General features: G+C 41.0%; 9 protein-coding genes. 5 read left to right on the top strand and 4 right to left on the bottom strand.

Going from position 1 to position 14,748, the window contains the following annotated elements:
- Positions 1-225: 225 nt before the first annotated feature.
- On the bottom strand, positions 226-1,416 hold the full coding sequence (locus tag EDC33_RS08245) for a MalY/PatB family protein (protein WP_229716699.1): 1,191 nt from the start codon (positions 1,414-1,416) through the stop codon (positions 226-228).
- 151 nt (positions 1,417-1,567) lie between these two features.
- On the opposite strand from EDC33_RS08245, the gene EDC33_RS08240 reads away from it, so the two are divergent.
- The 5 genes from EDC33_RS08240 to EDC33_RS08220 all read left to right on the top strand — a co-directional run bounded on the left by EDC33_RS08240 (position 1,568) and on the right by EDC33_RS08220 (position 8,879).
- Positions 1,568-2,512 carry an ornithine cyclodeaminase family protein gene (locus EDC33_RS08240; RefSeq protein ID WP_124010816.1) on the top strand — a complete coding sequence of 315 codons (945 nt, stop codon included), beginning with the start codon at positions 1,568-1,570 and terminating at the stop codon, positions 2,510-2,512.
- 102 nt (positions 2,513-2,614) lie between these two features.
- On the top strand, positions 2,615-4,402 hold the full coding sequence (locus EDC33_RS08235) for an NERD domain-containing protein (RefSeq protein WP_124010815.1): 1,788 nt from the start codon (positions 2,615-2,617) through the stop codon (positions 4,400-4,402).
- Between the two features lie 110 nt (positions 4,403-4,512).
- Positions 4,513-6,165, top strand: coding sequence for an McrB family protein (locus EDC33_RS12790; protein WP_124010814.1), 1,653 nt, complete (start codon positions 4,513-4,515; stop codon positions 6,163-6,165).
- Position 6,166: 1 nt separating this feature from the next.
- Entirely contained in the window at positions 6,167-7,510 is a 1,344-nt protein-coding gene (locus EDC33_RS08225; RefSeq protein WP_170156384.1) for an McrC family protein, read from the top strand.
- Positions 7,511-8,123: 613 nt separating this feature from the next.
- Positions 8,124-8,879, top strand: coding sequence for a M48 family metallopeptidase (locus tag EDC33_RS08220; RefSeq protein ID WP_124010812.1), 756 nt, complete (start codon positions 8,124-8,126; stop codon positions 8,877-8,879).
- Between the two features lie 29 nt (positions 8,880-8,908).
- Here EDC33_RS08220 and EDC33_RS08215 read toward each other — a convergent pair whose 3' ends face one another.
- Genes EDC33_RS08215 through EDC33_RS08205 form a run of 3 tightly spaced genes read right to left on the bottom strand, consistent with a single transcriptional unit; the run spans position 8,909 to position 14,564 of the window.
- A complete protein-coding gene (locus EDC33_RS08215) occupies positions 8,909-11,857 on the bottom strand; it encodes a type I restriction endonuclease subunit R (RefSeq protein WP_124010811.1) in 2,949 nt (982 codons plus the stop codon).
- Positions 11,854-13,086 (bottom strand): restriction endonuclease subunit S, encoded by a 1,233-nt coding sequence (locus EDC33_RS08210; RefSeq protein ID WP_124010810.1) that lies wholly within the window; start codon positions 13,084-13,086, stop codon positions 11,854-11,856. The genes EDC33_RS08215 and EDC33_RS08210 overlap by 4 nt, the downstream gene beginning before the upstream one ends.
- On the bottom strand, positions 13,083-14,564 hold the full coding sequence (locus tag EDC33_RS08205) for a type I restriction-modification system subunit M (RefSeq protein ID WP_124010809.1): 1,482 nt from the start codon (positions 14,562-14,564) through the stop codon (positions 13,083-13,085). Before EDC33_RS08205 ends, EDC33_RS08210 begins: the two co-directional genes overlap by 4 nt.
- Between the last annotated feature and the right edge of the window lie 184 nt (positions 14,565-14,748).

Below are 14,748 nucleotides of genomic sequence, written 5' to 3'. Positions count from 1 at the left end.
CTTTCAAAATCTCCTCAGTATAACTATAGTATCAGAAGTATATATCTTAGTAAATTACCTTCTTATTAGGGTTGGAAATCTAAAAATGATAATTTCTATTATAAATATACCCTGATTAAAGTCGACTTATATGCGTCACTACTAACTATTATATCGTATTTTTAGATATAAAAGCATAATAAAATGCTTTAAATTAGGATTCTAACTCACCAGCTCTTTTTCTTGTTAGAGTTTCTTGTATTCCTCGACCATGCGGTCGACAGCCTCTTTGACGAACTTCGGATGCGTCGCGAGGTTCAGGCGGATGTAGCCTTCATAGCCTTCCCCGAACCACTCTCCATAGTCTACGGCGAGCCTGCACTTCTCCTGGATGAATTCCTTGGTGTCTTCAGGGGCGAGGAAGCCGCGCAGGTCGATCATCGGCAGGTATGTCCCTTCGAGCTTCATCACTTTCGCTTCCGGTATATGCACCCCGAGCGTCTCCCGCACGTAGGCGTAGTTCGACAGGATGACATTCTCCAGCCCCTCGAGCCATTCGCCACCATCCTCGTAGGCAGCCTGTGTAGCAAGGTGGCCGAGGATGTTCTTCTCACTCTTGATGTGCTGGCCGGCATAGTCGTCGAACTGCTTGCGCAGTGCGTCGTTCTCGATGACGATGTTGGCATGGAGCAGGCCGGGCAGGTTGAATGTTTTGGAAGCGGCGTTCACAAGCACGATGCGGTCGGTGTACTTGCCGGCGGCGATTGTCGTTGCCGGTGTATGCTTGTGTTCCCCGTAGGCGAAGTCCTGGTGGATCTCATCGGCAATGACGAGGACATCATGCTTCTCACAGATTGCGAGCATGCGCTCGAGCTCCGACTCCGTCCATACACGGCCGGCCGGATTGTGCGGCGAGCATAGGATGAAGAGCTTCACATCATTCTCTTCAATCTTCTGTTCGAACAGGTCGAAGTCGAGCTCGAAGCGGCCATCATTTTCCGTCATATCCGCCGTCACGAGCGTGCGGTCGAGGTCCCGGATGACATTGAAGAACGGGTAGTAGACGGGCGGTGTGATGATGACCGCATCCCCTTCCTCCGTGTAGCAGTTCATGAACCAGTAGAGTGCGGATACGACGCCTGTTGCCGGGCGGCACCACTCCTTATCCACCTTGTAGCCGAAGCTGTCCTCCATCCATTTGGAGTATGTCGCGTAATATTCGTCCGGGATGAATGAATAACCGTATGCACCGTGCTGGACACGCTCGGTGAGTGCGCTGATCACGCTGTCCGGCGCCTTGAATTCCATGTCGGCGACCCAGATCGGCAGCAGGTCCGGATCTCCGAACCGCTCCTCGAGAAGATCCCACTTCGTGGAGTTCGTATTCTTGCGCTCCACATAATATGTATCGACAAAATCCTTTATATCCAAAATCATCGCTCCCTTTCATATGTAATCATAAAGGTATTATATCAGTCATGGGCGAAATAAAAAGCATTGGGAGCGCATTTGACGCAATATTCTGGAGGTTATATCATTGGGAGGAGTGATACGCCGAAAAGGCGAATGAGAAGCGGAGGAAAATTCCATGATTACACTGACCGATGAACAGATTGAAAAAGAGTACCACATGCACCACGCCATAGCGGACGTCAAAAGCGTCCTGCAGGACTTGAAGGATGACGCGATCATCCAGGCGCCCCGCACCGTACTTCCGGTGGATGACAACAGCTCGATGCTGTATATGCCATGCATCAGCACGGCATCGAAGATCTCCATCATCAAGACCGTCTCCATCTTTCCTGTGAATAAAGACCTCCCGACGACGCAGGGGAACCTGCTTGTCACGGATCTGACGAAGGGTGAGCACAAGGCGACGATGGATGCCTCATACCTGACACGCCTCCGCACCGGTGCCATGACCGCCATCGCGACGGAAAGGCTGGCACGTAAGGATGCCAAGACGCTCGGTGCCATCGGTACGGGCAACATGGCCTTCGAGCAGGTGCTGGGTGTCATTGAAGTACGGGATATCGGAAGGATCGTACTCTTTAACCGTACGAAGGAGAAAGCAGAAGCGTTCAAGGAAAGGCTCGAGGCATTCGGCATCAAGGCCGACATCGAAGTCGTGGACAATGCATCGGATGTCGTCACACAGAGCGACATCCTCAACTGTGCCACCCAGTCCACAGAACCGGTATTCGACGGTAATGACCTGAAGCCCGGCACACATATCAACGGCGTCGGCTCCTTCAAGCCTGTAATGAAGGAAATGGACGAAACGACAATCAAAAGAGCAAACCAGATCTATGCCGACGACCTCGAATCCGTCAAGGAGGAGGCCGGTGAGCTGATCCATGCGGTGGATGCCGGCATCATCAGCTGGGACGACATCAAAGGCGCACTCGTCGATATATTCGAGCAGGACTACCTCAGGCAGGATGACGCTGAGATCACCCTCTACAAATGTGTGGGTGCAGGGTACTTCGACCTGGCAGTTGCCGGCGGTGTCATGAAGATGTTTGCGGAGTAGATACAGACACGAAACCTACTTAGTGGTTTCGTGTTTTTTAGTCTAAGGGGTGTACATACAATTATGTTAGAATATTCTTAACGTTATATACGAGGTGACAGCATGGCAATTATGGTACCTAGCTATCGTCGAAGTGAGGAGTTTAATCGTAGTAGAGGAGAACGTTTGCTCTATAATGAGTTAAAAAAACAATTAAGTGATGAATATGTCATATTTCATTCAGTTAATGTTTTAGGACGTGCACGTACAAATAAAGGTTATCCTGTAGACAAAGAAATTGATTTCATAGTTTTTCATCCTCAAAAGGGGATTATATGTATCGAGGTTAAGCATGGGGAAATAAGGTTTAGGGATAATGGGATATTTCAAAAACAGTATCTTGAGTATGATGATTCATCTAGAAATAAAGAGAATTATGTTTCAATTGATCCTTTAAAACAAATTGCGCCTGCCAAGTACTCTTTAATAAAACATTTAAAAGATAATCTTGGAAGTCGCATAGAGTACTCATGTACATCAGTAGCTTTCTTTACTTCAGTGCGTAGTGTAGATATGCATGGGAAGCTTCCACTTTTTTATAGAGGACGTATATTATTTAAAGAGGATTTAGAAACCCTTTCTGAATCGCTAGATAACCACTTTGATTACCATAATGGACGGATTCCCAAGGACAAAGATTTAGTAAAGGAAACAAAGAATTCTGTTATAAATGAGATTGCTCCTTCTTGTGATGCAATACCTATATTGAGTGAGCGCATTAAAGAGAATGAATTCTCATTTAGAAAGATGACACAAGAGCAGATCAAGGTATTGGACTTTCTTGAAAAACAAAAGAATGCAGTAATTGAAGGAATGGCTGGGTCTGGGAAGACTGTTATCGCCTTGGAAAAGGCGAAACGTCTATCTGAAAGCCGTAAAGTGCTTGTCCTTTGCTTTAATAGAATGATTAAAGATTATATGAAGATATCATTACAAAAATATTCCAGCAACATTGATGTTATGAATATTTATGACCTCGGTTTAGCATACCGTTATTTGAAGTCAGGTGAATTTCATTGGACTAGGCAGATGGAACTTTTGAATGATATATTGCAAGGCAAATTAGAATGGGATTATGATGATTTAATTATTGATGAAGCGCAAGACTATACAAAAGGCATATTAGAAATGCTATATAACATACAGAAAAAATCAAACGGACATTTTTATGCATTTTATGACATACATCAAAAGACTCATAATAATATGTCGGAAGAGTGGTTGGATAAATTTCACAACCGATACGTATTGCATAGTAATTGCCGGAATACAATCGAAATAGCAGAAGCATGTTGTAAAATCGTTGGGGAAAATATAAGAAAGCCAAGTATAAAAGTGAGTGGTCAAAGACCAAAATGGCATATAAATCGAACTGAGGATGAGCTAAAAAAGACTTTGGAAACTCAGTTGGACTACTATATTGAACAAGGGATTTCTTTAAGTGATATTGTCTTACTTACAATTAAATCTAGCAATGACCCTAGCGGAATATTATGCAATGAAAAAAACTTAAAAGCCGCATCATTTAATATAGGAAAATACAAAGTGAGTGGCTATAAAAAAGAAGGACATCTACTTTTTACTACAGCAAGAAAATTCAAAGGAAATGAAAGTGACATTGTCATTATTGTAGATATCAATGAAGAATCTTTGTGGAATGATAATGGTAAGAAACTATTTTATATAGCTGTTTCTCGAGCAAAGCATATTGCCGAAGTACATTGTGTAATGGATGGTACGGAGGAAGAGAGTTTATACCGTTCAATTTCTCGAGAAAAACGCAATGAACCTTTTGCATTAAGGGAATATTTAGCAATGGAAAAGGTGAACTATAGTCATGGGATGAGATAGAGCTCTTAAAAAATTAGGGAGATATATTATTGTGTTTAACTGAATAATCTATAGTCGTTAAAAACCAATATAAGATATTATCATTATATAGATAAGTGAGGCAGATTAACATGTTAAAAGATATAACACTCTCCGAAAAAGATATCCGGTCTTTCAAAGAGTATGTGGATAGTTTCTTGGAAGTCTGCAATAAATCAATCGGAAAAACGTCGACAGATAGTCGTGGAAAGACTCTAAATAATTTTGTTGTTGGAGGAACAAGGAAACCAATTACCGTTTCGGAAGGAAAGTACAAAGTGAGGCGGTCTTTTGCGCATGGTAATAATTCATTGAATACCTATCCGTACGTAAATATCTGGTGGATGAGTCTCTTCTATGATTGGCAGGCAGTGCAGTGGGGAAAGAAGGCTTTCTTCCTGTCGACAAAACAGTCGTACTCCAAAGTGGATAAGCCTCTACCAGAGCCGCATAGAGGGGGTCTTGAATCATATTATAAAAGTTGGGATGTTGCTGAAGACGGCCTGAGCTTGGAAAATGAACAAGATTACGAAGATATGCTTAGAAATATGATTATGCTGTATAACGATTTTACTCAGGAATCAGGAGCCGAGAGTAATACAGTAGAGTTTAAAGAGCGACTGTTAAGTTCGAAAAACATTATTCTTCATGGGCCTCCCGGAACTGGAAAGTCTTATATGGCGTTGGAACTGGCCAAACAGATTACTGAAAATAATGATGATCAGATGGAATTCGTCCAGTTTCATCCAAGCTACGACTATACGGACTTCGTAGAAGGGCTTCGGACGAAACAATATGGGAACAATCAAGTGGGCTTTGAACTGATGCCGGGAACCTTTATGAAGTTTTGTGATAAAGCACGGAGGAATCAGGCAGGCTCGGATAACTTTGATGAGTCATGGGAGCTCATGCTTGAAGAAATGAGAGAAAAAGAGGAGGTATCTATACCGACTCTTACAGAGAGAAGTACACTTACTTTCCAGTTATCTTCAAAAGATTCATTACGTTTTAAAGATATCAGTGCAGGCACTTTAACTAAATGGAATTTATATAACGTGTATAGAGGGAAGCAAGGGCGTCCTTCCAATGCATATGATAACTATATGAAAGCTGTCCTTAAATACATGAAAGAAAACCATAAACTTCAGGATTATGCAGAAGCGAGTGGGAAGAAATATGTCTTTATCATCGATGAGATTAATAGAGGAGAAATATCTAAGATATTTGGCGAGCTCTTTTTCTCCCTCGACCCTGGATATAGGGGAGAAAAAGGTGCTGTCATGACCCAATATCATGCGTTGCATTCTGGGGCAGAGTACCCATTCCCCGAGAAGTTTTATGTGCCTGAGAATGTCTACATCATTGGTACGATGAATGACATTGATAGAAGTGTGGAGAGCTTCGACTTTGCGATGCGAAGACGGTTCAGGTTCATAGAAATCAAGGTGAAAGACAGCCTGAGTATGTTGAAACAACTCGATGAAACGCGGGTGACGATTGATGATGTCGAGGATCGACTTACAAGGATGAACGAAGGGATAGAAAATATTCCTGGATTGGATAAGAGTTACCATATAGGTCCAAGCTACTTTTTGAAATTGAATGATGTCGGTTATGACTTCGAAGTGTTGTGGGAGGAGTTCCTTGAGCCACTGCTGAAAGAGTATTTAAGAAACCACCTGGATGCAGAGGAACATTTATATCGTCTTAAGCAAGCCTACTATCTCGATGAACAGGATGAGTAGCATGGACGGACAACATTTAATCCTTAAGGATAACTCCCGAACAGGGTTGGAGGAAAGCTGTCTTGGAAACACTGTCTTCCAATATTTGCAGAACAAAACAATGGGGGATCTGACAAGATCGGACATGCTTATTTTTCCAGAAGATAATGAGGCGTATGCAGATGATGATAGAAAGGTAATTGAGACAACGCAGGATAAAGTGGTGACATCAAACCTTCTGGGATTCTTCAGTAATGGCAAAGATGCAGTCAGTATCGTCAGTAGATTTGACGATAGTGAAGATAACTATTTCCTTCAATATATGTTGAGTAAAGTCTATGGTATTACACCGTTGGACTATTCCAGTACTATGAAGCCCAATCAGGGTTTCTTGGATTTATTGGTACTTCTGTTCCCCAGTATTTTGAATCAAGCATTGGCGAAAGGGATCTATAAAGAGTATCGAACGAAGCGTCACAATAACAGTGCCCTCAAGGGCAAAATTGATGTCGCCCGACATATTAAAAATAATATTCCTTTTACTGGAGATATTGCCTTCACAAATAGAGAATTCAGTTTTAATAATCCAGTGATTCAGCTTGTACATCATACAATCCAATTTATAAAACGACATAAACAGTATCATCGCATTTTGAATGAATCACACATTACGCATGAAAATATAAAAATCATTGAAAGTATTGCTTCTTCAGCAAAAGGGTCAACGGCCAAACTGATTGATCTTAATAAGCGGAATATAGTGAAACACGCTTACTATAAAGAGTATGAGCAGCTACAGAAAATATGCATCGCCATACTTGAAAGTCAAAGTATGCTGTTCACAAGCAACAGTAAAGAAAAATTTTATGGTGTTGTTCTCGATGGGGCGTGGTTGTTTGAGGAATATGTGAATACGGTAATAGGTGATGTATTCCACCATCCTAACAATACAGAAGGGACGGGAACTAATTATCTCTTCTCCGGTGGCGCGGGAAAAATCTACCCTGACTTCATATCAAAAAACAGTAAAGATAGAATAATCGCGGACGCGAAGTATAAACCGAGCCGCAACATTTCTGGGGTAGATTATCATCAAATCTTATCTTATATGTATCGGTTTGACTCAACTAAGGGCTACTATATCTACCCATACTCAATTATGGAAAATGAAAGGCCTTCAAAGCGCCCCATGGAACTTTTAAAAGGTCTCAACTTTGGCTCGAAGAAAGAAAGTATGAAGCGGGATCAAAAAATTACTGTAACGAAGCTGGGGCTGAGAGTACCTATAGAGACAGAAAACTACCATGAATTTAAAAGTATGATGAGAATGAATGAGCACGAATTGAGGGAAGAAATGAAAATTTGATGTTAGAGGAGTTGGATGCAAACGATGGATGAGAAGACAAACTTTGAAATGCTGGAATTAAAGTTGGCTCATATGCCTGACACTAAAGTGGAGAGTAAAATTGGTATGGTTGCAAGAGTTTGAACCTGAAGGAGAGTTCAACATTTTCTTGCAAACAGTGTATTTCTCCATTCCATCCTGGTGCTGTCATGAATTCATCAAAGATAATGTTTCCACTTCTGTGGAGAAAATAATCTTCTCCATTTCTTTTCGTACCTCATTTCGATTTTCTTTCTTGCTGCTCTAGCTAGCGGTAATAGATCTTCATCTGTATATTTCTTAGCTGTCTACCAATTGATGATTAACATTTTTTGAATTTTTGATATAGATAAACCTTTGGCGTTTCTCAAGTATTTGATACATTGGATATCGGATATTGCTAGCATCCTTTCTGACCTCCGCCGTTATTGATTTAACACCAATGCCGGTAGAGGGACTTGGAGAAACTAATCCGAGATGATCATATTTAGTTTAGAATCATACAAAGCTAATCCCCTTAATTTTTGTTCTACTAATACATAGATGTATTTTTGGTATAATGCTATAAGAGTAAGATATTGAAAGTAGGTACATTATGCCAATCATACAATATGGATCCACAGAGATTTATTATAGTATTTACAGTGAGGTACGTAATGACCTTAAAATCACAGTCAATTTGATTAATGGTGTAGAAGTCTATGCACCGGCAAGTATGGATGAACAAAAACTAAATCAGGTACTGGTTAAGAAAGCCTCCTGGATTATGCGAAAGATTGAAGAATTGAATGAAGTTAAACATACAGTGCAACCAACGGAATTTGTCAGTGGGGAAAAACTGTCGTACCTAGGCCGTAATTATCGGTTAAAAATTTACCGAGAAAACACAAAAGGCGCTTTCATCCAGTTTCAACAAGGGCGATTCATCGCCAGAGTGCCCAAGCAATGGTCTCAAGAAGAAGTACAGTACCAGTTGGAACAAGAGATGATGGCCTGGTATAAAACACATGGCACGAAGAAAATAATGGAACGTTCAAATATTTATCAAGAGATGATGAATGTGGTACCACGCTCACTAACACTGAAATCTCAGCTCAAACGGTGGGGGACTTGTACCCAGAATGGAGACATCTATTTAAACTGGCGCCTTGTTATGGCCCCTGTAAGGGTCATCGACTATGTGCTTGTCCATGAACTCGCACACTTGATTGAAATGGAGCATAATGAGCGATTCTGGCGGATCGTACGCCATACACTCCCGCATTATAAAGCGTCCAAAGAGTGGCTGCGTGTTCATGGCATGGAGTTGCATAGACTCCAATACAGACAACTTCATAACATACAAAAATAAAGATATAACCAATCCGGTTATATCTTTATTTATTTCATACTATAGTGTCTTTCACCCAACTGGACTAATTCTCTTGCTACGGACTCCACTTGCTTATTCGGAATTGTACTGGCTCTTAATTGCTTTTTCAACTGCTTGCGCATATTACGCTTCACATCGTCTTTCTCAGACCAATCAATCACTGCGTTATCTTGGATGATATCAGTAATTAATTCCGTCAAATCTCTGATCTTCTCTTGTTCTATACCTTCCGGTGCCTGTTTTTCCAACAGTTGATAAAACGGTAACTGTTTTGAATCTTTTAAGCCGTAGGACTGACTCTCCTGATTCAGATTCATCATTTCTTCCCGCATCTCATGGTACTTTTCAAACAGTTCCTCAAATTCCAACTGTCTTTCCTTACGCTGCTCAATCAATAATTCTAGCCGTTCTTTTAAAGAGGTATATTTAACAGGGTTCTCGTCAAATTTGATCCGAATCTCATGTTTAATGGCATGCTCCATTTCAGCTGCTTTGGCTTCCGGCTCCTTAATGGCATCCAACTTTTCATCAAACTGATTTGAGAGAATGCTTACCGGTTCGAATAATATTTTGGGAGATGTCGCATACACATATTCTTCTATCAATTCTCGAACCTTGCCCCCAGTATCAGAAATGTCCATTGTGCCATCATCGATATAGTAGCGGGATTTCGCATGCTTTCTGACTTTCCCCAGCCATTTTAAGTCATCGATGAAGGGCTTGGCTTTTGGACTGGGCATGATCGTGTCCATGCTCTCTGAAAACTTCTTGAATGCGGTATCAAAAGTGTTTCTTTTGTCTTCAGGTTCCAATACTCTAATATGCGCCTCCAAATCATTACGGGGAATGCCGTCAAAAAACTGCATCACCCGACGGTGTCGGGACTGTAACCGTGGAATTTCTTCATCGACATGGAACATTGCACCTTTGACATCATCATCATGAAAGATTCCCAGTGCCTTTTCTAAAAATCGTGAAACACCGTAGTAGTCCACGATCAAACCATGGGTCTTATATTCATAAGTCCGGTTCGTTCTCGCAATCGCTTGCAGCAGGTTGTGTTCCTTCAACGGTTTATCCAAGTACATGACTTGTTCAATCGGGGCATCAAACCCGGTAATCAATTTATCACACACGATGATGAAAGCCAGCGGATCTTCATCCAATGGTTTTTTAAATCGCTCAATCATTTCCTTTTCCTCAGTAGAAGACAAAGCGTACTGTTGCATTTCTGGCTCATCATTATGCTTCGGGGAAATAATCACCGCAGATTCATAGTCACTGAGTGCATCCAGAAACTTTTTATAAGTGACTGCCGCTTGTCGGGACACCGTCACTACTTGTGCTTTAAATCCATTTGGCTCGATATGTTTCTCGTAATGCTCGATCATATCCAAGACGATGGATCGGATTCTCTTATGAGATTCCGTCAGCGCTTGTTCGGTGACATATTTTTGCTTAATCCGTTCTTTGTCTTCATCGGAATATTCTCTGAAGAAACGATTAAATAGGGTGTCGATTGACTCTCCCTGCACATGTAAATCCACGAGGCGTGCTTCATAAAATATCGGTACGGTGGCGCCATCTTCGACGGCTTTTTCGATTGAATATTTATCAATATAACTGCCGAATGTTCGGATGGTACTTTTATCTTCCTTATCAATCGGGGTCCCTGTAAACCCGATATAGGTCGCATTGGGCAAACCGGTACGCATATTTAGTGCCAGGGAACTGTATTGTGTGCGGTGAGATTCGTCGACTAGAACAATGACATTTTCATCCGCTGTCAGTAGTGGATATTCTTCATCCTCATTTGTCTGGAACTTCTGTACGAGTGTCATGACGGTAGTCCCCGGTCCCTGTTGTAAGAGGGACTTCAACTGTTCGACCGATTCCGCCTGTTGTGGATTCGGAAAGCCACTGTCTTTGAAAGTTGAGGTGATTTGCCGGTCCAAGTCCTGCCTGTCTGTGACCACCACAATCACTGGATTTTTCAAAGCCTTGAGACGCCGCAGCTTCATGGATAAGAAGACCATGGCCAGTGACTTGCCGGAGCCTTGGGTCGCCCAAACGACACCGCCCCGGGCCTGCGGGTGATCGCCCATTTGAATACGCGCCACTGCCTTATTGACAGCCCGGTATTGCTGGTAGCGCCCCATCTTTTTGATTACCCGACCGTCTTCCTTTTCGTAGACGATGAAGTTTTGAATCATATCAAACAGGCGCGCTTTATCTAATATGCCAGCAGTAAGGATATCCTGTGGTGAAGCGTTCTCACCAATGTCCTCTACTGATAGAGGATAGGGCTCTTTCCACGTACTATAGTGCCTTGCTTGAGCGCCAATCGTCCCCACCTTAGCCCGATCGTTGCTAGTAGAGATTAAAAACTGATTGTAATAAAAAAGCTTTTCGTTAACATCCTGGTACCTTAAAAGTTGCCTAATTGCTTGTCCCAACTGCATGTCCGGTGGCAGTTCCGGACTTTTACACTCAATTACCACCAAAGGCAGACCGTTGACGTACACCATGATATCCGGATAGATGGTACCAGTTGCATGTGTGATGCCCAGTTGGTTCGTGATGATGAAGTCATTATTCTCAATATTAGCGAAGTCAATCAATGTTACCGTTTGGTTTTTACGGCCATCGCCCACGTCTTGTACTATAGATAATTTATTGACGAGGTATTCATGAAAGCGTTGGTTGGCCTCCATTAGACTCGCTGCGTCCATACGAGCGATATTATGGACGACTTTATTTAAGTTATTCTCACTGATCCACGGGTTCAAGCGCTTAACAGACTCTGTTAAGCGCTTGTTTAAAACCACTTCAGTTGTTGAAGTGCGTTCGTGATTCAGTTCCCCTCCATGCACATAGTCGTAGCCAAGCTTCTGAAGTTGGTTAATCATTCGATATTCTACTAACGTCTCTTCATTGTGAGCTTGTGCTTCGCTCATTGTGGGACCTCCTCATTCTCATTTAATGGCACACGGACTTTTCCGGTTAAGAGTTGTTGCATGAGACCATTTTTTATTTTAGATAATTTTTGTATTTGTTGTTGTTCGATCTGAATTTTAGTGTCTAAACTACTAATCCGTTTGCATATTTCTTTTTGCTCCTCAATAGGTGGAACTTGAATTAAAAATGATTCCATCTCGCTCTTTGAAATTTCTAAAAATGTACTGCCACTTGACAGAGATTTAAATCTATCTTTTAAAATCTCTATTAAGTAATAGAGGAACTCATTTAACAGTTCATCATTTTTACATATAAATGATTTGAAACCTTGGTTAGTTGCCATAGGAACAGTATTTATACTTCTTTCTCCGATAGTTGCTCTACTTGTCATGAGAACCGCTCCTATAGGTAATAAAGTCGCTGAACTATTATCTAAACCTTGATTATTAATATATGAGTTGGTCTTTTTAATGTACTTACTCTTCTGTTTTGTAATATCTGTGGGAGTTGCCCATGGTATATTTCCATTTTCCCAGTATTCATTATTACTTCTACTTGGTGTTCCGCCGTTAATAATTTCAGTCACTTCGCTTAATTTCTTATAACTCCAACTGATTGGAATATTTCCAACTGGTGTATCTTTGAATTTTGTATTATCGATACCTTCGTTAAGGAGCTCACGAATTATTCCTTTACGTACTTTTCTTGTTTGTTTTACAATCGCTTGAGTTTTTTCAATTGCTTCATCTACAGAAGAGAGGATAGATGCGATTTTTTGCTGTTCTAAGAAAGAAGGTTTAGGAACAGCTACTGAAGCTAAATCATTTTTATTAAACCCACTTTGTGCAGATCGTGAAGAAACCCGCTTTAAATAGTTTTGGAATATATAGGATTGTAGAAAATAGTACAAAAATTTATTATCTATCTTTTTATCTTTTTTTATAATCTTTGCTAACGCTACATTATAAGCACCTTGTAAACCAGTTAAAATTCTACCAGTAGATGCTCCATACCTAGCTATAAATATATCTTCTTTCTGGCATGTTTTTAATTTATTTGTAAAAGGAACATATACTTTATGCTTATCAGAATCAAAATCCCTAATCTGTATTAATCTGATGTAACCATTTTGAGGATGATTTATAAATTCAGATCTTGGAGGCTGTGTCCCACCTTGAATATCTAATGCTTTTTCCCACTCTATCATGGGCATCGGTTCCATGTTCATTCGTACCCCAGCTCCTTGAGATAGCCATACATTTTATCTTCAATTAGTTCTCTATCTTGTTCTAATTTATGCAAATCATTTAGTGTTGCCTGTAGATCAATCTCTTCTTCTTCTTCAGTGGTATCGATATATCTTGCAATATTTAAGTTATATTCATTTTCTTTAATTTCTGTGATATCAACTACTCGACAATATTTTTCAATATCTTCCCATGAGTCATATGCATTTATTATCTTCTCGATATCTTTATCATGAAGGATATTCTGGTTTTTACCTTCCTGATAATCTTTAGAACCATCTAATATAAAAACTTTTCCTCGTTGTTCTTCTTCCTTATTTCGGTTCAAAATCAAGATGCTCGCTGGTATACCAGTGCCATAGAACAAAGAAGAGGGGAGACCAATGACTGCTTCAATAATGTCCTCTTTTAGAAGACCTTCTCTGATCTTGCCTTCGGCACCGCCACGGAATAATACGCCGTGGGGCATTACCACACCGGCTTTACCTTCATGATTAAGCGTAGCTACCATATGTTGAACGAAAGCAAAATCACCAGCATTCTTTGGCGGGATACCAAATCTAAAACGACCATATTCATCTGATTCTGCTTCTTCTCTTCCCCAGTTCTTGAGTGAGAAAGGCGGATTAGCGATTACCCTGTCGTATAACAGTAACTCTTTACCATCACCTACGAGCTTTGGTTCACGTATGGTATCTCCGCGTTCAATACGGTGGTCACTGAGACCATGGAGGAGTAGGTTCATCTTACATATTGACCATGTATTCAAGTTTCTCTCTTGCCCATGCAATGATAAGTTACGCGGGTTTCCACCCTGTGATTTGATGTAGTCTACTGATTGAATGAGCATACCGCCTGAACCAACCGTGGGATCGCATACTCGCATACCTTCTTCTGGTTTAATCAGACTGACTATCAATTCAACTACTTTGGAAGGGGTATAGAATTCTCCACCTTTTTTACCAGCATCATCTGCAAACTGCTTAATGAGATACTCGTATGCACGGCCGAGCATGTCCGGTTCTGATAAATTGTCATTGCTGAGATCGATTTTTGAGAAGTGCTGGATCAGTTGCAGCAACAATTTATCTGGGAGCTTTTCCTTGTCATTGAAATCGATGTTGGCAAGCACACCGACTAGGGAAGGGTTTTCTTCCTCCAGAGATTCAAAAGCTTTATTGATTGTATTACCGATGTCGTGAGTTTGTATTTGTATCTCTGTCCAACGAGCTCTTTCAGGTACAAAGAACTGGTGTTCATCCCGATCATACCATGCATAATCGTCACCTTCTTTCCACTCGACCTTCTTAGCCGTCTCTATAAATACGTCACTCAAACGTTTTAAAAACAACAACCCAAAAATATAGTTTTTATAATCAGAGGAATCGATTGATCCTCTTAGTATATTTGCTGATTCCCATAAATGAGACTCCAATTGCGGTAATGTTAGTTTAGACATTATTTCACTCTCCAAATTTTTATAATCATCTTGCTTATATTATACAAAAAGTAGGAGCGCTAGGCTCCTTCGTGTTGTTGCAGTTTTTAAAACTAACATCTAATGGTGTCTATTGTTATGGTTTGCCAGAGTTCTTCCAGCTTTACTCTTGGATGCCTTACTAGCTCCTTTTGTAGCTAGAGTC

Source organism: Salinicoccus roseus, assembly GCF_003814515.1.
Taxonomy (GTDB): Bacteria; Bacillota; Bacilli; order Staphylococcales; family Salinicoccaceae; genus Salinicoccus; species Salinicoccus roseus.
Note: the sequence above shows the minus strand (reverse complement) of the source record. Positions and strands in the feature narration are given on the sequence as shown.